This is a genomic window from Streptomyces sp. NPDC001292 (assembly GCF_042896465.1).
Lineage (GTDB): Bacteria > Actinomycetota > Actinomycetes > Streptomycetales > Streptomycetaceae > Streptomyces.
The window spans coordinates 216,564-235,681 of record NZ_JBIAXG010000004.1 but is presented as its reverse complement, the minus strand read 5'-3'; the positions used below and the strand labels follow the sequence as shown (position 1 = coordinate 235,681).

18 protein-coding genes and 2 pseudogenes are annotated in these 19,118 nt (G+C 69.6%); 8 read left to right on the top strand and 12 right to left on the bottom strand.

Translation table 11 applies throughout. From position 1 onward, the window contains the following. Positions 1-34: 34 nt before the first annotated feature. The 5 genes and pseudogenes from ACFY4A_RS07615 to ACFY4A_RS07595 all read right to left on the bottom strand — a co-directional run. Positions 35-1,516, bottom strand: a complete 1,482-nt coding sequence (locus tag ACFY4A_RS07615; protein ID WP_390828464.1) for an FAD-dependent oxidoreductase — start codon at positions 1,514-1,516, stop codon at positions 35-37. Beyond that, complete coding sequence (locus tag ACFY4A_RS07610; RefSeq protein ID WP_390828463.1) at positions 1,513-1,881, bottom strand: (2Fe-2S)-binding protein; 369 nt, start codon at positions 1,879-1,881, stop codon at positions 1,513-1,515. The genes ACFY4A_RS07615 and ACFY4A_RS07610 overlap by 4 nt, the downstream gene beginning before the upstream one ends. Beyond that, positions 1,878-3,077 carry an NAD(P)/FAD-dependent oxidoreductase gene (locus ACFY4A_RS07605; RefSeq protein WP_390828462.1) on the bottom strand — a complete coding sequence of 400 codons (1,200 nt, stop codon included), beginning with the start codon at positions 3,075-3,077 and terminating at the stop codon, positions 1,878-1,880. Before ACFY4A_RS07605 ends, ACFY4A_RS07610 begins: the two co-directional genes overlap by 4 nt. A gap of 109 nt (positions 3,078-3,186) precedes the next feature. After that, on the bottom strand, positions 3,187-3,801 hold the full coding sequence (locus ACFY4A_RS07600; protein ID WP_390828461.1) for a helix-turn-helix domain-containing protein: 615 nt from the start codon (positions 3,799-3,801) through the stop codon (positions 3,187-3,189). A 105-nt stretch (positions 3,802-3,906) separates the two neighbouring features. Next, positions 3,907-4,071, bottom strand: a pseudogene (locus ACFY4A_RS07595) (transcriptional regulator); the annotation flags it as partial. 239 nt (positions 4,072-4,310) lie between these two features. Here ACFY4A_RS07595 and ACFY4A_RS07590 point away from each other — a divergent pair. After that, positions 4,311-4,544: a hypothetical protein gene (locus tag ACFY4A_RS07590; protein WP_390828460.1), complete on the top strand. Its 234-nt coding sequence runs from the start codon at positions 4,311-4,313 to the stop codon at positions 4,542-4,544. Positions 4,545-4,907: 363 nt separating this feature from the next. Here the strand turns inward: ACFY4A_RS07590 and ACFY4A_RS07585 are convergent, their stop codons facing one another. From ACFY4A_RS07585 to ACFY4A_RS07575, 3 genes are read right to left on the bottom strand one after another with little or no spacing between them, the layout of a single operon-like run. Beyond that, complete coding sequence (locus ACFY4A_RS07585) at positions 4,908-5,693, bottom strand: 3-oxoacyl-ACP reductase (protein ID WP_390828459.1); 786 nt, start codon at positions 5,691-5,693, stop codon at positions 4,908-4,910. Positions 5,694-5,698: 5 nt separating this feature from the next. Beyond that, entirely contained in the window at positions 5,699-7,096 is a 1,398-nt protein-coding gene (locus tag ACFY4A_RS07580; protein WP_390828529.1) for an aldehyde dehydrogenase family protein, read from the bottom strand. Positions 7,097-7,125: 29 nt separating this feature from the next. Beyond that, the gene (locus tag ACFY4A_RS07575) at positions 7,126-8,490 is read right to left on the bottom strand and encodes a glutamine synthetase family protein (RefSeq protein ID WP_390828458.1); all 1,365 of its coding nucleotides are present in this window, start codon (positions 8,488-8,490) and stop codon (positions 7,126-7,128) included. A gap of 76 nt (positions 8,491-8,566) precedes the next feature. Between ACFY4A_RS07575 and ACFY4A_RS07570 the strand changes: the two genes are divergently transcribed. Together ACFY4A_RS07570 and ACFY4A_RS07565 are read left to right on the top strand one after the other, a co-directional pair. Further along, positions 8,567-9,310, top strand: a complete 744-nt coding sequence (locus tag ACFY4A_RS07570; RefSeq protein ID WP_390828457.1) for a FadR/GntR family transcriptional regulator — start codon at positions 8,567-8,569, stop codon at positions 9,308-9,310. Between the two features lie 135 nt (positions 9,311-9,445). Further along, a complete protein-coding gene (locus ACFY4A_RS07565; protein WP_390828456.1) occupies positions 9,446-10,147 on the top strand; it encodes a gamma-glutamyl-gamma-aminobutyrate hydrolase family protein in 702 nt (233 codons plus the stop codon). A gap of 24 nt (positions 10,148-10,171) precedes the next feature. Here the strand turns inward: ACFY4A_RS07565 and ACFY4A_RS07560 are convergent. The 3 genes and pseudogenes from ACFY4A_RS07560 to ACFY4A_RS07550 all read right to left on the bottom strand — a co-directional run. Next, positions 10,172-10,393: pseudogene (locus ACFY4A_RS07560) on the bottom strand (LysR substrate-binding domain-containing protein); the annotation flags it as partial. A 267-nt stretch (positions 10,394-10,660) separates the two neighbouring features. After that, on the bottom strand, positions 10,661-10,957 hold the full coding sequence (locus ACFY4A_RS07555; protein ID WP_390828534.1) for a hypothetical protein: 297 nt from the start codon (positions 10,955-10,957) through the stop codon (positions 10,661-10,663). A gap of 52 nt (positions 10,958-11,009) precedes the next feature. After that, positions 11,010-11,525 (bottom strand): RICIN domain-containing protein, encoded by a 516-nt coding sequence (locus tag ACFY4A_RS07550; RefSeq protein ID WP_390828455.1) that lies wholly within the window; start codon positions 11,523-11,525, stop codon positions 11,010-11,012. A 325-nt stretch (positions 11,526-11,850) separates the two neighbouring features. Between ACFY4A_RS07550 and ACFY4A_RS07545 the strand changes: the two genes are divergently transcribed. Together ACFY4A_RS07545 and ACFY4A_RS07540 are read left to right on the top strand one after the other, a co-directional pair. Next, positions 11,851-12,768: a LysR family transcriptional regulator gene (locus tag ACFY4A_RS07545; protein ID WP_390828454.1), complete on the top strand. Its 918-nt coding sequence runs from the start codon at positions 11,851-11,853 to the stop codon at positions 12,766-12,768. A gap of 206 nt (positions 12,769-12,974) precedes the next feature. Next, positions 12,975-13,124: a hypothetical protein gene (locus ACFY4A_RS07540; RefSeq protein WP_390828453.1), complete on the top strand. Its 150-nt coding sequence runs from the start codon at positions 12,975-12,977 to the stop codon at positions 13,122-13,124. A 174-nt stretch (positions 13,125-13,298) separates the two neighbouring features. Here the strand turns inward: ACFY4A_RS07540 and ACFY4A_RS07535 are convergent, their stop codons facing one another. Next, the gene (locus tag ACFY4A_RS07535; protein ID WP_390828452.1) at positions 13,299-14,729 is read right to left on the bottom strand and encodes a M28 family metallopeptidase; all 1,431 of its coding nucleotides are present in this window, start codon (positions 14,727-14,729) and stop codon (positions 13,299-13,301) included. A 666-nt stretch (positions 14,730-15,395) separates the two neighbouring features. On the opposite strand from ACFY4A_RS07535, the gene ACFY4A_RS07530 reads away from it, so the two are divergent. The 3 genes from ACFY4A_RS07530 (at position 15,396) to ACFY4A_RS07520 (ending at position 19,091) form a co-directional block, all read left to right on the top strand. Beyond that, positions 15,396-16,418 (top strand): ABC transporter permease, encoded by a 1,023-nt coding sequence (locus ACFY4A_RS07530; RefSeq protein ID WP_390828451.1) that lies wholly within the window; start codon positions 15,396-15,398, stop codon positions 16,416-16,418. Between the two features lie 11 nt (positions 16,419-16,429). Then, positions 16,430-17,368 carry a carbohydrate ABC transporter permease gene (locus tag ACFY4A_RS07525; protein WP_390828450.1) on the top strand — a complete coding sequence of 313 codons (939 nt, stop codon included), beginning with the start codon at positions 16,430-16,432 and terminating at the stop codon, positions 17,366-17,368. 70 nt (positions 17,369-17,438) lie between these two features. After that, entirely contained in the window at positions 17,439-19,091 is a 1,653-nt protein-coding gene (locus ACFY4A_RS07520; protein WP_390828449.1) for a hypothetical protein, read from the top strand. The last annotated feature ends 27 nt before the right edge of the window (positions 19,092-19,118 follow it).

Below are 19,118 nucleotides of genomic sequence, written 5' to 3'. Positions count from 1 at the left end.
TCGCGCAGGGGTGTGCTGATGGGGTCTGGAGCCGTCAACGGGGTCGGGGGGCGGGGCGCTCGGGTGAGGGTTCGGGGGCGGCGGCCAGTTCGCCGAGCCGGATGGGCTGGGCGATCGGCCGGTGGTGAGGGCCGGCCGCCGGCAGGCCCTCGGCAGGGCGTTCCGCGGGCCGGCCGGTGAGCCTGGTGCTGAGCTCGGCGACCGTGGGACCGCAGATGCGGGCCTGGCAGGGGCCGAGGCCGGCTCGGGACTCCAGCTTGGTGACTCGCGCGGCAGCGCTCGCCTCGTCGGTGAGGGCCCGGCAGAGCGAGGCGTAATCGGCTTCCTCGCAGCGGCAGATGACGGTCTCGGGACGCAGCCAGCGGGGCCAGGCCTCGCCGATGGGGTGCGCCCTGGCCAGCCGTGCGGCGAAGGCGCGGCCCTGGTCCCGGCCGCGTCGCAGCGGGCGCAGGGCGGGCGCTGCCGGGTCGCCGCCGCCGGCGAGCCATCCGGCGAGCGCGCCCTCCGACCGTGCGGCCGGGGCGCCCGCGACACCGGTGATCTCCCCGGCGGCGTAGACGCCCGGGCAGCTGGTGCGCTGATCGTCGTCGACGTCCACGAAGTCACCACCCGGTGTGCGGCGCAGCGCGCAGCCGGCGGCCAGCGGCAGCTCCAGCTGGGGGCTGAAGCCGTGGGCGACACACACCGCGTCGACCGCGGTCGTACGCTCGCTGCCCGGCACCACCGACCAGTCGGCGTGCAGCCTTGCGGTGACGACTTCCTCCACCCTGCCCTTGCCGCGTGCCTCGATGACGGTGCGGCCCATCCGGTAGGGCACCCGGTGGCGGATCAGCAAGGCGGTGTACTCGGCGAGTTCACCGGTCTTGTGAGCCTGCGCCGCCAACTGCCAGGGGCGCTGCGACCAGCCGCGGGCGAGGGTGCCCGGTGTGTTGGCCTCCAGCACCTCCAGGACGCGGGAGCCGGCCTCGAGCAGCGAGGCGGCCACCGGGAGCAGGAACGGTCCTGTGCCGGCGACCACCACGCGGTCGCCGACGACGACCCGCTCGCCCTTGGCGAGCGCCTGTGCGGCGCCGGCGGTGAAGACGCCGGGCAGTTCCCAGCCGGGAAACGGCAGGACGCGGTCGTGTGCGCCCGCGGCGAGGACCAGCGCATCCGGGTCGACCGTGGCACGGTGCCGCCCACCGCCGTCGGCCGGGCCGCGCAGCACGTGCACCCGGGGCACTCCCGGCCGTGCCGCGTCCAGCCGCTCCAGCGCCCACACCGAGGTCTGGGACCACCAGGTGCACCGCGGATGGGCGAGCACTCGGCGGCGACGCCGGTCGAAGGCACGCCAGCCGTGCTGGAGCCGCTCGGGGCGGGCGGCGTCGTAGGCCTCGGGCAGCATCCGGTGGTACTGGCCGCCGGGCTGGTCGGCCGAGTCGATCAGCGTCACCCGGGCGCCGGCGCCGAGCGCGGCATCCGCCGCGGCGAGACCCGCGGGTCCCGCGCCGACCACGACGACATGACGGTCCGTCACCTTTCCTCCTCCCCCAATGCGCCGGGGTGCTGCCGGCACTCCGGACCCGCGCCCCGGCCGGTCTCCGGCTCGCGGGTCTGGATGGTCACCACGTCGCCGTCCCGGGCCCGGCGGCGGCAGGCTCGGACATCGCGCTCCTCGCCCACGGTGACCAGGCAGTCGAAGCAGACGCCGATGCCGCAGAACACTCCGCGGGGTGCGCCGGAGCGCTGCCGGCGCCAGGCCAGGCGGTCGTCGGCCAGCAGGACGCCCGCGATGGTCTGGCCCACGATGCCGTCGACGGGTTCGCCGTCGACGGTGATCCGCAGCGGCCTGTCCTGCCGCCCGACGGCGTCGGAATCGGCGCGGACACGTCTGGGACTCATGCCGTCTCCTCACTCGTGGTGGGTGCGCTCCCGCCCAGTACGGCCGGGCGGTCCACCCGGAAGGGGGTCGTGTCCATGTCGGCCGGCTGACCGAGCATCAGGGCGCGCAGCAGCCGTGCGCTGCCCACCGACAGACCGATTCCGGCGCCCTCGTGGCCGCCGACGTGCCAGAGGCCGGTCAGACGAGGATCGGCCCCGATGACCGGCAGATGGTCGGGGACGTAGGGGCGGAATCCGCCGTAGGCGCGCATCACTGGGACCCCGGCCAGTGCCGGAAACAGCCGCAGCGCCTTGGCGGCGATGGCCGACAACACTTCGGGGCGCAGCCGGTCGTCGAATCCGACCCGGCGGCGCGAGGACCCGATGAGCACGCTGCCGCCGCGCGTGGACTCCACCACCGCCGAGGTCTGCAGATCCTCGGCGCTGCTGCCCACGGCTCCCACGTAGTCGGCGTCGTAGACCTTGTGGAAGACCGTCGGCGGCAGCGGCGTGGTCACCAGCACGTCACCGCGCCGTGGCCGAATGTCGACGGGTGCACCGAGACGGGCGGCCAGTTCGCCGGACCAGGGGCCGGCGGCGTTGACGAACCGGTCGGCCTCCAGCACACCGGTCGAGGTGCGGACCGCGGTGATCCGGTCACCGTGGGTGACCGCGCCGAGCACCTCGCAGCCCGTCCGAAGAGTCGCGCCGGCCGCGAGTGCGTCACCGAGCAGGGCGGCTGCCGCGGCGGCCGGCTGCACCTGGGCGTCCTCGGGGTAGTACAGGGCAGCCGTGTGCCGACGGGTGACGTACGGCTCGGCCTTGGCGAGGGCGTCGGCGTCGAGGGCTTCGGTGTGCACACCCGCCGCCTGCTGGCGGGCCGCGAAGCGGGTCAGTTCGCGGGCTCCGGCGTCGGTGGTCGCCACGACGATGCCGCCCTTGGGCTCCCACTCCACCGCCTGCGCCGCCCGGGCGGACCGCTCGGCGATCTCTGCGAGCACCTGCGGCCACAGCCGCCGGGACAGCTGGGCGAGTTCCAGCTCCGGTCCGGGTCCCTTGTCGGAGACCAGCACGTTGCCCTCGCCGTGCGCGGTCGTCGCGGAGGCCGCGGCACCGCGCTCGACGACGGTGACGTCCAGTCCGGCCAGGGCCAGTTCACGAGCGCAGGCACAGCCGACGATCCCGGCACCCAGGACCACCACCCGCGTTCCGTACATCGAACCCTCCTCGTTCGTTAAACCGAACGCGGGAAAACGTATGACCGGGCAGGAGGTGTGTCAACGGTCACGGCCGGAGGAATTTCCGCGACCTTTCTCGCGGCCGCGGCTACCCCTCCGCCGGGCCGGGACCGCCGAGTGCCGGGTCCGACAGATGCAGCCGCTGATCCGCTCGGTACTGCAGCAGCAGAACCGAGCGCACCTCGCCGTCGAGCGCCGTGTAACTGTGCGGCCGCGCGGCGTCGAAGCGCACGTAGTCGCCCGGGCCCAGCTCCACCTCGTGCTCCTCCACCCGCACACCCAGGCGGCCGGCCTGCACGATGGTGTGCTCAGTGCCCACATGACCCAGTGACTCCTGCCTGCGTCCGGCCCGCACCCGCTGGTCGAAGACTTCGACGACGGCATCGCCCGACTCGATCCGCTGCAGTGGGCGCAGATCGACACCCTCGCCGCTGAGCACCTCCGTCTCCGCCGCGCGCACGACCGTCAGCTCCCCGGCGGGCCGGGCGTCCAGCAGGTCCGAGATCGGCACCTCGAGCACCCGCGAGAGGCTGAACACCGTCTCGATGGTGGGGTTGCCGGTTCCGGACTCCAGCTGTGACAGCGTCGCCTTGCCGATCTTCGAACGCCTGGACAGCTCGGAGATCGACAGCCCCCGCTCGGTCCTCGCCCGTCTCAGATTGGTCGCCAGCATGCCCCGGACGGAACCTTCGGAGACGCTCACATTCTCCCCCTTACTTTCCTACTGCGTTCGGTATAGCGTACGGACGTTCCGCAGATGCGTTCACTATTCCGACCAGGATCGGGGTTCACCCTGCGGCACCGCAAGAAGGTTCCTCCGCGACGGGGAGCGGCTGCCCTCCAGCCAGGCCCGCAGGGTGCGGTCGGTGACGGTCAGGCCGGCCTCGCGCGCCCTGCCGTGGGCGTGCTCGGTGCGGGTGTGGTGCTGCAGGCGGACGAGCAGGCCTCGCCGGGCGGTGACGGAGGTGGCGATGGTCTCCGCCGCCCCGCCGTACACCTCCGCCTGGCAGCCCGTCGATGCCGCCGGCGACGCCCGGGTCCAGGGCAGCGCAGACCGGCTCACCGTCGCCGCGCACAGCAGCGGCGCGGTGACGGTACACATCGAGCAGCCCGACGGAGTCCCCCAGGGCACCCTGTTCGGGGGCTGGGTGGAGTTCACCCCGATCGGCGCGGCCGCCCCGGAGATCCGGGTGCCCTACCCGGGCATGGCGGGTGACGGTCTCCGCGATCAACCCCGTCTTCTCCGCGATCAACACCACGCTGGACGATCCAACACTGCGCCCCGGCTACTTCAGCTTCGGCCGGAGCGTGCCGATCACCGTCGACCTCACCGACGCGAGCACCGCCAACGACGAGGCACGGGTGATGCTGTCGCACGGCTTCCCTCTGCTTGAGCGAATGCGCCTCCAGGTCCTCGACGCGCGCGGAACGTCTACCGGGCGCTGATCACGCGGCTCGCCGCCACCCCCGACGAAGTGGCGGAGGCGGCAGCCGTACCGGGTCCGCAGATCGTGGCCGTGCTGGACTCGCTGCGACCGCGGTCTGGTGGGCCGGCAGGGTGACGGCAGCTACACTCCCGCGCCGCCCACAGTCGCGCTCGGCGCAGAGCTGGCCGCGCACCGCGAACGCCAGCGTTGTACGCGGTGGTGGCGCAGAGGTAGGGGTCAGGTTGGTGCGGCAGCGGTGCGATGAACATGGGGTTGATCAGCCGGTGGCCGTCGGCGTCGTCGTAGGCGCGGCCACCACCTCGACAGCCGGGCGCCTTGCGACGCCCGGCCGCCGAGGTGGTGGCCGGAAGATGAAAGGGGACTACAGCGGCGTGACGTACGCGCCCGAGATCCCACCGTCGACGAGGAAGTCGGTGGCGTTGACGAAGGACGAGTCGTCGCTCGCGAGGAACGCGACCGCGGCCGCGATCTCGTAGGCCTCCGCGAACCGCCCGACCGGGATGTGCACGAGGCGTCGCGCCGCCCGCTCCGGGTCCTTCGCGAACAGCTCCTGGAGAAGAGGGGTGTTGACGGGCCCCGGGCAGAGCGCGTTGACGCGGATACCCTCGCGGGCGAACTGCACGCCAAGCTCGCGCGACATGGCGAGCACGCCGCCCTTGGACGCGGTGTAGGAGATCTGCGAGGTGGCGGCGCCCATGACGGCCACGAACGACGCGGTGTTGATGATGGAACCGCGGCCCTGACGCTGCATATAGGGGATGGCGGCCTTGCAGCACAGGTACACCGAGGTCAGGTTGGTCTCCTGGACCCGCTTCCAGGCGTCCAGGCCGGTCTCCAGGATCGAGTCGTCGTCCGGCGGCGAGATGCCCGCGTTGTTGAAGGCGATGTCGACGGAGCCGTAGGTGTCGAACGCGGTCTTGAACAGCGCCTCGACCTGCTCGGCGTCGGTCACGTCCACCTTCACGAAGGTGCCCCCGACCTCCTCGGCGGCGGCCTTGCCCGCGCTGTCGTCGATGTCGCCGCAGACGACGTTCGCGCCCTCGGAGGCGAGGCGGCGCGCGGTGGCGAGGCCGATGCCGCTGCCCGCGCCGGTGATGACGGCGGTTCGGCCGACGAGGCGGCGGCAGACGTTGCTGGTGTCGGTCATGAGTGCTAACCCTCCGTGCTGTCCGTGCTGGTGGAAACGTTGCTGATGAAGACGTTCTTGGTCTCGGTGAAAGCGGCGAGGGCGTCCGGGCCGAGTTCGCGGCCGAGCCCCGACTGCTTGTAGCCGCCGAACGGGGTCCAGTAGCGAACGCTGGAGTGGGAGTTGACGGAGAGGTTCCCGGCCGCGACGGCGCCGGACACGCGCAGCGCACGGCCCACGTCCCGCGTCCAGATCGACCCGGACAGGCCGTACTCGGTCGCGTTGGCGAGCCGTACCGCGTCGGCCTCGTCCTCGAAGGGCAGGACGACGGCGACCGGGCCGAAGACCTCTTCGGCGGCGATGGGCGCGGCCGGGCCGACGTCGGTGACGACGGTCGGCGGGAACCAGAAGCCGGGCCCTTCGGGCGCGCTGCCGCGGATCGCCTTCAGGTCGTCGGTGACATACGACCGTACGCGCTCCAGCTGGACCTTCGAGATCAGCGGGCCCATCTGGGTGCGCTCGTCGTTCGGGTCGCCGACAACGACGGACTCGATGCCGGGCGTGAGCAGGTCCAGGAAGCGGTCGTAGACCGAGCGCTGGACGAGGACGCGGGTGCGGGCGCAGCAGTCCTGCCCCGCGTTGTCGAGGAACGACATGGGCGCGGCAGCGGCGGCGGCCTCGATGTCGGCGTCGGCGAAGACGATGTTGGGGCTCTTGCCGCCGAGTTCGAGGGTCACGCGCTTCACGCGAGCGGCGCACTTGGCCATGATCGCCTTGCCCACGCGGGTGGATCCGGTGAACACGATCTTGGCGACGCCGGGGTGCTCGACGAGTGCGTTGCCCGCCACGTCGCCCGCGCCGGGCAGCACCTGGAAGAGGTGTTCCGGAAGGCCTGACTCCAGGGCGAGTTCGGCGAGCCGGCGGGCGGTCAGCGGGGTCGTCTCCGCGGGTTTGAGGAGGACGGCGTTGCCGGCCGCGAGTGCGGGTGCGGTTCCCCACGCGGCGATCGGCATCGGGAAGTTCCACGGCGCGATGACACCGATGACCCCGAGGGGTTCGAGGATCGTGATGTCGAGTCCGCCGGGGACGGGGATCTGGCGGCCGGACAGGCGTTCCACTCCCCCGGCGGCGAAGTCGAGCAGGTCGCGGACGTTGCCCGCTTCCCAGCGCGCGTTGCCGATGAGGTGCCCGGACTCGCGCACCTCCAACTGCGCGAGTTCTTCGAGGTGTTCGTCGACGGTGGCGGCGAAGCGGCGCAGCAGCCTGGCCCGGTCGGCGGGCGCGAGCGCGGCCCAGCGGGTCTGGGCCACAGCAGCGCGGGCGACGGCCGCGTCGACGTCCTCGGGAGTGGCGGCGGGGACGGTCGCGATCACTTCTTCCGTCGCCGGGTTCAGTACCTGGTGCTCGTGCACGTACGTGTCCATGTCCTCGTGCTCGTACGACAAGAAGGGCCTCACATGCGTTCGAAGGAGCGGCGGAGTTCCCAGTCGGTGACCGCGGCGTCGAAGGCCTCGAGTTCGACGCGGGCCATGTTGCGGTAGTGCGCGACCACTTCGTCACCGAAGGCGGCCTTGGCGATCGGGCTGTTCTCCCAGAGCTCGGCGGCCTCGCGCAGGGTGGTGGGGACGTGTTCGTAGCGGGAGGTGTAAGCGTTGCCCGGACATGCGTCGGGCAGCTCCAGCCGCTGCTCGATCCCATGGAGACCGGCGGCGATCAGGCCCGCGACCGCGAGATGCGGGTTGACGTCGCCGCCGGGCAGCCGGTTCTCGAAGCGCAGCGAACGGCCGTGGCCGACGACGCGCAGCGCGCAGGTGCGGTTGTCGTATCCCCAGGCGACGGCGGTCGGCGCGAAGGAGCCGGGCTGGAAGCGCTTGTAGGAGTTGATGTTGGGGGCGTAGAGGAGTGAGAAGTCCCGCAGCACGGCCAGCTGCCCGGCGAGGAAGTGCCGCATCACCGGCGACATGCCGCCGGGTCCGTCCCCGGCCATGGTGCTGGTGCCGTCCGCGTCGGCGAGGGAGAGGTGGATGTGGCAGGAGTTTCCCTCGCGCTCGTTGTACTTCGCCATGAAGGTGAGGGCGTAGCCCTCCTGTGCGGCGATCTCCTTGGCGCCGGTCTTGTAGATGGCGTGCTGGTCGCAGGTGACCAGGGCCTCGTCGTAGCGGAACACGATCTCGTGCTGGCCGGGATTGCACTCGCCCTTCGCGGATTCGACGGTCAGCCCCGCCGCGCTCATCTCGTTGCAGATGCGGCGCAGCAGCGGCTCGATGCGGCCGGTGCCGAGGATCGAGTAGTCGACGTTGTACTGATTGACCGGGGTGAGGCCCCGGTAACCGGCGTCCCAGGCCTGTTCGTACGAGTCCTTGAAGACGATGAACTCGAGCTCCGTGCCGACGTTGGCCGTGTAGCCGAGCTCGGCGAGCCGTTCGAGCTGGCGGCGCAGGATCTGTCGGGGCGCGGCCACGACCGGTGTTCCGTCCTCCCAGGCGAGGTCGGCCATCAGCATCGCGGTGGCTCCGTTCCAGGGCGACCGGCGCAGGGTGGCCCGGTCGGGGAGCATGGCGAAATCGCCGTAGCCGCGGTCCCAGGAGGACATCTCGTAGCCTTCGACGGTGTTCATCTCCGCGTCGACGGCGAGGAGGTAGTTGCAGCACTCCGTGCCGTGCTGGAGAACTTCGTCGAGGAAGAAGCGGGCGGCGAACCGCTTGCCCTGGAGTCGTCCTTGCATATCGGGGAAGGCCAGGACAACAGTATCAATCTCGCCGCTCGCGACGAGGGCACGAAGCTCCTCGACGCTGAGCGGGGGTGTGCGGTCTGCCACGGGAAAGCCTCCTTCGGTCAGCCGAGGCCTATAAGGTATTGCTGAGAACCATTGCTTGGGAAGGGGGTGCGGCCAGATGTCGCAGACGGACGCGGGCGAGGGTGCCTTCACGGACGACCCACTGACTCCGGTGCTGCGGCCGGTGCGGGCGGGGAACGGTTTCGAGGAGGCTCTTGAACAGATCCTCCAGGTCGTACGGCTGGGCCTGGTGCCCGGCGGCGAGCGACTGCCGTCGGAGCGGGAGCTGGCGGATCGGCTCGGTATCAGCCGGGTGACGCTGCGCGACGTGCTGAAGGTCCTCCAGGACCAGGGTCTGGTGGAGTCGCGGCGCGGCCGCTACGGCGGAACGTTCGTCCTGCCGAAGGCAACCGCCCCCGGCGAGGACGAGCTGCGCCGCCGCATCGAGGAGGTCGACGTCGAGGACGTCCTGCGGTTCCGGGAGGTGCTGGAAGTGGGCGCGGCCGAGCTGTGCGCGGCACACGGGCTCACCGACGAGCAGGCGGAGCGGCTGCGCGACGCGCTCGCCCGCACGCACGACGCGCCGCTCACCGAGTACCGCCGGCTTGACACGCTGCTGCACCTCACACTCGCCGAGCTGTCCGGATCACCGACGCTCACCGCGCAGTACGCGGCCGTGCGCGCGACCGTGAACGACTTGCTGGACTGCATCCCGCTGCTGGTGCGGAACCTGGAGCACTCACAGCGCCAGCACACCGCCCTGGTCGAGGCCGTGCTCGACGGGGACGCCGACGGCGCGCGGGAGATGATGCGCGAGCACTGCGCGGGCACGGCCGCGTTGCTGCGCGGCTTCCTGACGTGAGCGGACGGTTCACGGCGACGTCACGCACGGGTCTTGATTTCCCGTCGCCGCCGACACAAAGGTATGAATCCGTTCCATGGAGCGTTTCACGGCGCTCGCCGCGGCGGAAGCCGAGTTGGAACGCGACTGAGAGCCATGAAGGAGCACACAGTGGGCAAGCCGCTCATCGGCGTCAGCACCTATCTGGAATCCCGGGCGTCATGGGGGGTCTGGGAGCTGCCCGCGGCGCTGCTTCCCGCCGGGTACCCGCGGCTGGTGCAGGCCGCGGGCGGGCTCGCGGCCATGCTGCCGCCGGACGATCCGTCCCACGCAGCGTCGGCGGTCGCCCGCCTCGACGGGCTGGTCGTCGCCGGCGGCCCGGACGTCGAGCCGGAGCACTACGGCGCCGAGCGCGAGCCGCGCACCGGGCCGCCCGCGCCGGAGCGTGACGCCTGGGAACTCGCCCTGATCCGGGCCGCGTTGGACTCCGGAACGCCTCTGCTCGGCATCTGCCGCGGAATGCAGCTGCTGAACGTCGCGCTCGGCGGCACCCTCGTCCAGCACATCGACGGCCACACCGAGGACGTCGGCGTCTTCGGCTCCCACCCGGTGACCCCGGTGGCGGGCACGCGCTACGCGGCCGTGGTACCGGAGGAGACGTACGTCCCGACGTACCACCACCAGGCGGTGGCCCGCCTGGGCAAGGGTCTGCGCACCTCGGCCCATGCGACGGACGGCACGGTGGAGGCGGTCGAACTCCCCGGCGACCGTTTCGCGCTGGGCGTGCAGTGGCACCCGGAGATGGGCGAGGACGTACGGGTGATGACCGCGCTGGTGCGCGCGGCGTCGGGGGGCTGAGTCCGGGCACTGGGGTCGGCCCCTGCGCGTCAGCGCGAGCAGGTCGCGCGCCGGGCCCGTGGGCCGATGTCCCGTCGGCCACACGGGCCGCAGCGCGCCGCAGCCCCTCCACCGGTACCTCTACAAGGCGGCGCGCCCCCAGCTCCTTCCCCACGGCCAGTTCGCTCAGCACCGAGGGCCGGCCCCGCTGACGGCCGCGGCCTTCACCACCGTCGTCGACGACAGCTCGATGAACGTCGTACGCAACGTCACCCTCGCACCGATACGGGTAGCGGGAATGCCCCGCACCGAGGCAGAGGAGCGGGCCGCACACTTCCCGCCCGCGTCGGCCTCACCGACAAGGCCGGCCGCATGCCCGATCAGCTCTCCGGCGGACAGCGGCAGCGCGTGGTCATCGTGCGAGCCCCGGCCACACAGCCGCGTGCCCTGCTCCTCGACCGGCGCGCGCCCCGCGGTCTGCTCGTCCAGCAGGGCGCGCATTCGATCAACGATGCAGGAACAGTAGTGCCGAGGTCAGCTGTCCTGTTGCTGTCTCCCATCCTCGCTCACGGTCTCGACCTCCCAAACGCTGGCATCGACGAGGCCAAGCGCGGTGTCAACGGCCTTGTCGACCTCTCGATCGCGGATCGCTGTGAACAGTTCCTTGTGAAGCACCTCGCCGCCTGCGGCTTCCTCCGTCTCGAGGCATGAGCCTCGACGCATGGCTTCGGCCAACGTGCCTACCAGGCTGCCGTACAACCGACGGCGCAGCGCCACGTCGGTCACGTCTGCGGCAACGACGAAGTTCCCGTCGAGCGGGCGGAACTCCACCCGGGTGCCCCTTCGCGGTTGAGGCGGGCGGGCAGATAGCTGCGTTTCCGGCTCAGTACCAGCTCTGGAACCGGCTGGCGTTGCAGGGGTACGTGCGCAGCCCGAAGGCGAAGCTGTCGTCCAGGCACCGCCCGGTCTCCTGGTTCTTCAACTCGATGGTGCCGTCCTTCCAGCGGTGGACGTACCAGCTTTGGACCCGGGTGCCGTGGCAGGTATTGACGCGTGCGTTGTGGAAGACGATGTCCGTGTCCTCCAGGCACTGGCCGGTCTGCAGGCTCCTCAACTCGCGTGTGCCGTCCGTCCACTGATGGACGTTCCACTTCGTTTCCGTGCGCCCGTCGCAAGAACCGGCATAGGCCCATGGCGCGTAGAGCGTTGCGACGCACCTCCCGGTCTCCTGGTTCCTGAACGTCTGGACCGAATCCTGCGTCGCGGCCTGAGCCGTCGAGGCTCCCGCGGCGCCCAGCGAGAACACCGCCGTGATCAACGCGCCGGCGAGTCCGGCCGCACGGCGGACCGGGCGGTGGCTGAGGATGCCGTTTTTGTCACCCTGTTTGACGATTCTCATATTTCTCTCTCCCCGCTGTTGGTCTTGTTGTGGAGTCGGTGTAACGGCGGGGTGGCAGCGGGACGACCTATAGAGGATGCGTCCTGACCGGGCGTGACCTTGTGAACCGCGCTCACTCGATGCCGTCCCGGTGCCCCCATGCCATCGGCCTGGCGAGCGGATCACCGCGGGCGGCAATCCGAGGTCACCTCGCTCAGCGGCGCCTGTTCGAGTCTGGTTCCCCCATGGATGGTAGGGATGTGCCTCACCGAGTCTTCCGTGCCGGAACCGCCCGAGGAAAGAGGATTTTGATGCCTGCTCAGCTTCCATTGTTAGCGTCTTCAGCATGACTCGTATGCGGGACGCCAGGGAGCCGAGCATCCAGCAGCTCAAGCTGTTCCTGCTCCTGGCAGAGGAACTTCACTTCGGCCAGGCGGCGCGCCGGGCCTTCGTCTCCCAGCCCACGTTCTCGCGGCACATCCGCTCCCTGGAACGCAACCTCGGTATCCAGCTCGTCGACCGCACCACCCGCACCGTGACCCTCACTCCAGCCGGTCACGCCCTGACCGACCAGATACGCACCGTCGTGGACGCCACCGGTGAACTGCACCGCCAGGCCGTGCGCGCAGCGACCGCCGGAGCCGGCCGGATGGTGATCGGCTCCTTCGAAGCGATCACCTCCATGGAGCCCGTACTCACGATCCTCGACGAACTGCGACGGCGCCTCTCAGGGGTGGACATCCAGATACACCGTGCCGCCTTCGACACCCCGACCGTCCTGCTCGAAGGTCTGGTCGATGCCGCGTTCCTGCCCCTGCCGGTACCCGAAGGCATCCAGTACCTCGAGCTGGAGACCGGCACCAGGTGCGCGGTGATGTGCGCCAGTGACCCGCTCGCCCAACACGACACAATCACCATGAAGGATCTGTCCGACCGGCCACACATCGGCTGGTCCACCAGGGTCCCCAAGATCTACCGGGACTACTGGTCCTGTGACCCCCGCCCGGATGGCACCCCCGTCCGCTACTCCCAGCACGCGGTCAGCGATTACGAAAGCGCTCTGTTGCTGATCTCGATGGGCGAAGGCATCCAGCTGCCGCCCGATGCCGCTCGGATCATCTACCCGCGCCCGGGAGTCGCCTACGTCGACGTCGAGGACCTGCCGCCGTGGACGACGGCCCTCGCCTGGCTGCCACAAAGACGCGAACACCCCTACGTCGCCGCCCTGCGTCACGCGACGCGTGACGTACTCCGCAAGATTTGACCTGCGGCATCCGCGGAACCCTCACCCGGTAGGCCCTTGGGAATCCAGACGTGTTGGATGCGCACCAAAGGGGGCCGGGCCGTCCTCGCCGACGCCGAGACCGCCGGCCCCGACAACGTCCCTGTCCACGTTGACGACTCCCTCACCCAGGACCCGGACACGTTCTGGAGGCATACCACCCGGCTGCCGGCGGTCAGGATGAGGTGGTGGCGCTGCTGGTCACCGACGCCAGGATTCTGCGCGGCCTCTCCGGCTGCGACGGGACGCACCCACGCGCCGCGCCGGGGCTTTTGGCGGCCCGTCTTCTTGAGCACCAACTGCCAGGCGCCAGCGTACTCGCCGACGACGAGCCGTAGGTGCCGTGCGCCGGTGATCCCGGAGCGGTTGAAAACCGCCAAGACATCAGCGTCCTCGCTGCTGTAATGGGGCAGAAACGGGCACAGGCCCGGCCGGTCATCGAGGTGCTGGGACGCCAATCGGGGCGGGCCGGCCCGGGGTGGCCGCTCCCCATGGAACGGCCACCCCCGTGGTCAGCGCTTCGGAACCGGGAACGCCACCGGGCTGCGCAGACCGGCCCGGTTCACCGCACGGACACCGAAGTAGACATTGTCCTTGGACAGGTCCACCGTGTGGCTTGTCACATCACCGATCTCGGTCACATGGGTCCACTCGGGCGCCGTGGTCTCCCGCCACACCACCTCGTATCCGGCCAGGTCCGCCTCCGTACCGCGCTCCCACACCAGTTCGGTGTCGTTGGTCAGCCTGCTGGTGACGATCCCCACGCCCCGCGGGGTGCCGGGGGCCTGTGCGAGGGTCCACAGCGCGGCTCCGTTGACCTTGGCCACGCGCTCGATGAAGTCGAAGTCGCAGAACTCCGGCAGGTCTCCGAGCTGCTTGCCGTCGACAACCTTCACGTCCTGGTGCTGGTGCGCGTAGTCCTCGGCGGGCTCGGTGAAACGGGCGGCGGCGAAGCCTCGTTCGAGGAACGGGATGTGGTCGCCGCCGCGCAGATAGCGATCGCGGCGGTAGACGACGCGTACGTTCATGCCGGTCGCGCCGTTGACGGCGACATCGCGTACGAAGCGGGCGAGCTGTCGGGACGGGGAGTCGTTCTCGCCGCCCACCGAGCGGCGGGTGGCAGCCTGTTCGGGGGTCTCGGAGGTGGGCACGCCCTCGGCGAACAGCCGGATCGTGTACGGGTCGCGGGTGCCGTCGTCGGCGGTGGAGCTGCCGACGATGTCATTGGTGAACATGGCCTGGAGGTCCGCACCGGCGGTCTTGAACTGCTCGGCCATGTGGGCAGCTCCGAGCAGGCCCTGTTCCTCGCCCGCGACGGCCGCGAAGACGATGGTCGCGGCGGTACGCCGGGTCGCCATCACGCGCGCCAGCTCCATGGCCACCGCGACACCGGAGGCGTCGTCATCGGCGCCGGGTGCGTCGCTGGTGGCGTCCATGACGTCGGTGGCCCGGGAGTCGTAGTGCCCGGAGACGACGTACACACGATTGGGGTCGGCCGAGCCACGGAGGGTCGCGACGACGTTGGTGATGCGGGTTGGTACGGGGACGCGCGGTACCGGCTGCTGTACGAACGACTGGAGCTCGACGGTCATCCGGCCGCCGGAGGCGGCGGCGTACTTCGTCATCTCGGAGAAGATCCAGTCGCGGGCGGCGCCGATGCCCCGCTGTGGATCGTCCTGGCTGGACAGGGTGTGCCGGGTGCCGAAGGAGGCGAGCTTGCGCACTGTCGCCTCGATGCGATCGCGGTCGATCTCCATGAGAAGTTGGCGCAGTTCACGGGACGGATGTTGGGCGGTGGCGGGCCGGCCGGCAGCCTCACTGCCGTTGGCTGCGGCCGCGGGCGCCGCGCCGGCCGATGCCGACGCGACGCCCAATGCCGCGGCTCCGGCGGCCGCGGAGAGGACGGTTCTGCGGTGGGTTCCCGTGCGGGGCTGCTGTGACATGCGAGCTATAGTCATGACCCTGCCAAGCATGCACAAGGGGTGAGACACGCTCAGCGGAGGCGCAGCAGCTCGTCCGCGTGGGTCGGCGCCCGAAGGCGCACCGTTCCCGAGGCATTGCGCCTGCTCAAAGACCTTGATTCGCGGCGAAACCCTCACCGTCGCGACCTCGCAGCCCGTAGCACCGGCAGCAACCAGCCCGGCCGACCGGTCCCCCTCTACACCTGCGCCGGCGCGAGCGACCGCAAGGAGCGCCAAGCCGGTGGCAGCTGTGCGACTCACGAGCTGCGACGTTCGGCTGGTGCCTCCGTTCGAGGCTCTCGAAGTAGTTTCCCGTCCCGACAAGCAGCACATCCCGACGGGAGCAGTTGGAACCCGGCGCCCACCCGACGCGACAGTCGGGGCCACCGGCTTGCCCGGGACCAGTCACGAAGAACAAAACGGACCACCGACTCCGTCGGCAGGCCGTCGCGACAGATCGAAGCCAGTGCGTGAAGTTGCAAGATCTAATTAGTTTCCAATCAAGTCTTGTCATCAGTTGGCAGGTTGCCGCAAGATTCCGATACCTCGCGCATCGGGCCGCAGCCCCCGCCGGGGCCCTAGGAATCAACCCTCGCTCGCCACTCGACGCAGGAGGTGAATGTGTCGGCCGCTGCGTCCGCATCGCCCATGCCCACATCGCAAATCCCACCCGACCAACAGCACGAGGCACCCGGGACGTCCGGCACGAAGAAGGCGTCCGGCACGAAGGGGGCGCCGGGCGGGAAGAGGCGAGAGCCCACCGGCCGACGGACCCTGCGGGAGCGCCTGAGGCAGGACCGGACACTGCTCCTGCTGTGCCTGCCGGGCATCCTCTACTTCGCGGTCTTCTTCTATCTGCCGCTCGCAGGCAACAGCATCGCCTTTCAGGACTACCAGCCCTACCTCGGCTTCAGGGGAAGCCCGTTCACCGGCTGGGACAACTTCAGGGCTCTCCTCGAGCAACCGGAGTTCTGGACGGCCGTATGGAACACGCTGGAGATCAGCGCCGCCCAGCTCATCCTCTACTTCCCCGCTCCGATCGCCCTCGCGCTCTTCCTCAACTCGCTGATCAGCACCAAGACCCGCCGGCTCATGCAGACCGTGGTCTACCTGCCCCACTTCCTGTCGTGGGTCGTGGTCGTCGGCATGTTCCAGCAGGTCTTCGGCGGCGCAGGTACGGTCACCAGCTACCTGAACGACCACGGCGTACACGTCGGCAACATCATGAACAACCCCGACACCTTCATCTACCTGATCACCTCCCAGAACATCTGGAAGGACGCCGGCTGGGGCGCGATCATCTTCCTCGCTGCCATGGCCTCCATCGACGCCTCGCTCTACGAGTCGGCGGCGATGGACGGGGCGGGCTGGCTGCGCCGCATGTGGCACATCACGCTGCCCGGCATCAGGCCTGTGATGATCATGCTGCTCATTCTGCGCCTCGGCGACATCCTGTCGGTCGGCTTCGAACAGATCCTCCTCCAGCGCGACAACGTCGGCAGGGACGCCTCCGAAGTCCTCGACACCTACGTCTACTTCCATGGCGTCGTCGATGGCGACTGGGGCATGTCCACCGCCGCCGGTCTGATGAAGGGCGTCATCGGCTTCGTCGTGATCGTCCTCGCCAACAAGTTCGCGCACCGCCTCGGCGAGCAGGGGGTCTACCAGTGAGCACCTCACCCATGTCCACCACGCTGCCCGGCTCGAGCCGCGACGGCATCAGGAAGCGCCGCCGCTCCGCCGAGCGCCCGGCCTGGATGGAACAACCCAACCCGGCGGCGCAGACGCTGAAGTTCCTCGTCATCATCGCGATGATCGTGGCTGTCGGTTACCCCTTCCTGCTCGCCATAGGCACCAGCCTCTCCTCCAAGGCCGAACTCGCCGCGAACGGCGGCTACGTCCTCTTCCCCTCCCACCCCACGCTCGAGGCGTACCGGGTGGTCCTGTCCGGCGGAGTCGTCACCCGCGCCGCCCTCGTGAGCGTGGGCGTCACCGTCATCGGCACGGCGCTGAGCCTGCTGTGCACGATCGCGCTCGCGTACGGCCTCTCCCGGCCGCGGACCTTCGCGGGAAAGCCGCTGCTCCTGATCGTCGTCGGCACGTTCCTCTTCACTCCCGGCATCATCCCGAACTACCTGGTGGTACAGGAGTTGGGGCTGCTCGACACCTACGGGGCGATGATCGCGCCGATCCTGCTCAACGCCTTCAACATCATCGTGGTCCGGGCCTTCTTCCAGGGCATCCCCGAGGAACTGCACGAGGCGGCCCGCCTCGACGGAGCCGGTGAACTCACGATCCTGCACCGGATCGTGCTACCCCTGTCGAAGGCCGTCATCGCCGTGGTCGGCATGTTCTACGCGGTGACGTACTGGAACAGCTTCTTCAACGCGATGCTCTACATCAACGACCCGGACAAGCTGCCGCTCCAGGTGGTTCTGCGCAGTTACGTCCTCCAGGGCGACACCGTCAACGCGAAGGCGCTCGGCGTGAGTGTGCTGCCCGCCAGCACCGCCCTGTCGATGGCTGTGCTCATCCTCGCGGTCCTGCCGATCATCGCGGTCTACCCCTTCCTCCAGCGGTACTTCGTCAAGGGCGTTCTCACCGGCGCCATCAAGGCCTGAGCGAGCCCTCCCGAGCCCTCCCTCAGCAGCCACCACCCCGTCAGCCACTCCTCGTCCCCCTAGGAGAGCCATGTCCCCGAAAGACTTCAACCGCCGCGGATTCCTCGGCGCCGCGGCCGTCGCCGGCCTCACCATCGCCGGAGCCGGCTCGCTCACCGCCTGTGGATCCGGCTCGGCATCGGGCCGTGGCGGCGCCAAGGCGTCCGCCAAGCTGAAGCTGCCGACGTACGTCCCCGCGAGCGTCCCGGCCCCCGATCTGCCGGGAAACGCGATGGGGCTCGACCCGGCCTACCTGCGCTACCCCAAGTCCGTGACACGCAGCGTCAGCAACAGGCCGGGCGATGGAAAGCCGGTCACCGCCCTGACGGAGACCTTCACCACCGCGGCCCCCGCGGCCAACCGCAACCAGTACTGGCAGGAGCTCAACAAGCGCCTGGGCTCCGACCTGAAGATGACGATCGTCAACGGCCTCGGTTCCGACGACGTCTACCGTGCGAAGTTCAACGCCACCATCGCCGGGGGCGACATGCCCGACCTCATGTGGTTCCCGCCGAACCAAGGCCTCAAGAACGTCCCCGCGCTCCTCGAGGCGAAGTTCCACGACCTCACCTCGCACCTCTCGGGCGACGCGGTGAAGAAGTACCCGAATCTGGCCAACATCCCTGAGTTCGCCTGGAAGACGGCCGTGTTCAACGGCAAGATCTGGGGCATCGCCGTCCCGTACGGCCGCATGGGACAGGTCTACGTGACGAACGAGGACTTCTGGAAGCCGGTCGGCGGCGTGCAGTTCGACAGCGCCCAGGACTTCTTCGACAAGGCGAAGGAACTCCTCGACGTCAAGCGCAAGAAGTACGTCCTCGAGCCGGCGTATGTGAACCACATCCTGCAGTTCGCCTACTGGCACGGCGCGCCCAACGGCTGGCGCATGGACGGCGGCAAGCTCACCCACTACTTCGAGACCGACGAGTTCCACGCCGGTCTCGAATTCGCCCTCAAGTGCCAGAAGGCACAGCTGTTCTGGCCGGACCCCAACCTTCCGACCACTCTGGAGAAGCTGGAGGGCGGGTTCCTCGGCCTGCACGTCCAGTCCTTCCCGGGCTTCCTCAGCGACTGCAACCAGTACGACTGGCCGGAGAAGGTCGTCGTCCCATTCGCCGCGGAGAAGGGCATGACTCCCACCTGGGGATTCGGCTACGGCTCCGTGGGCTTCACCGCCATCAGCAACAGCGTGAGCAAGGATCGGATCGAGACCCTGCTCCAGGTCATGAACTACCTCAGCGCCCCCTTCGGCACCGAAGAGCGGCTCTTCCTGGACAACGGCATCGAGGGCACGCATCACACCCGATCCAAGGACGGTGACGTGCTGCTGACCAAGAAGGGCAACGCCGAGGTCCTCACCACCCGGCAGGCCATCAGCTTCTTCGGCAACGCCCCGGAGACCCTGTACCTCCCCGGCAAGCCCGAGATCACCCGCAGCATCCATGAGACCCAGGTGCAGTTGATGAAGCTGGCCAAGGTCAACCCGACTTCGGGCTTCTTCTCGGACACCTTCGCCAACAAGGGCGCATCCTCGACCGACACCGTGTACCAGGCCGTCAAGGACATCGTGGCAGGCCGCACGCCGCTCTCCTCTTTCAAGGAGGACATCCTGCCCACCTGGCAGCGCGAGGCCGGCAACGCGATGCGACATGAGTTCGAGAAGGCCATCGCCGACAGCAAGTAACCCGGCTGGCACGGCACAGCACCGCTC

Coding starts and splice junctions, on each gene's coding strand:
- ACFY4A_RS07610 (WP_390828463.1), bottom strand. CDS start 1,881: ATGAGTCCCAGACGTGTCCGCGCCGATTCCGACGCCGTCGGGCGGCAG.
- ACFY4A_RS07605 (WP_390828462.1), bottom strand. CDS start 3,077: ATGTACGGAACGCGGGTGGTGGTCCTGGGTGCCGGGATCGTCGGCTGT.
- ACFY4A_RS07585 (WP_390828459.1), bottom strand. CDS start 5,693: ATGACCGACACCAGCAACGTCTGCCGCCGCCTCGTCGGCCGAACCGCC.
- ACFY4A_RS07580 (WP_390828529.1), bottom strand. CDS start 7,096: ATGGACACGTACGTGCACGAGCACCAGGTACTGAACCCGGCGACGGAA.
- ACFY4A_RS07570 (WP_390828457.1), top strand. CDS start 8,567: ATGTCGCAGACGGACGCGGGCGAGGGTGCCTTCACGGACGACCCACTG.
- ACFY4A_RS07565 (WP_390828456.1), top strand. CDS start 9,446: ATGAAGGAGCACACAGTGGGCAAGCCGCTCATCGGCGTCAGCACCTAT.
- ACFY4A_RS07550 (WP_390828455.1), bottom strand. CDS start 11,525: ATGAGAATCGTCAAACAGGGTGACAAAAACGGCATCCTCAGCCACCGC.
- ACFY4A_RS07545 (WP_390828454.1), top strand. CDS start 11,851: ATGACTCGTATGCGGGACGCCAGGGAGCCGAGCATCCAGCAGCTCAAG.
- ACFY4A_RS07535 (WP_390828452.1), bottom strand. CDS start 14,729: ATGTCACAGCAGCCCCGCACGGGAACCCACCGCAGAACCGTCCTCTCC.
- ACFY4A_RS07530 (WP_390828451.1), top strand. CDS start 15,396: ATGCCCACATCGCAAATCCCACCCGACCAACAGCACGAGGCACCCGGG.
- ACFY4A_RS07525 (WP_390828450.1), top strand. CDS start 16,430: ATGTCCACCACGCTGCCCGGCTCGAGCCGCGACGGCATCAGGAAGCGC.
- ACFY4A_RS07520 (WP_390828449.1), top strand. CDS start 17,439: ATGTCCCCGAAAGACTTCAACCGCCGCGGATTCCTCGGCGCCGCGGCC.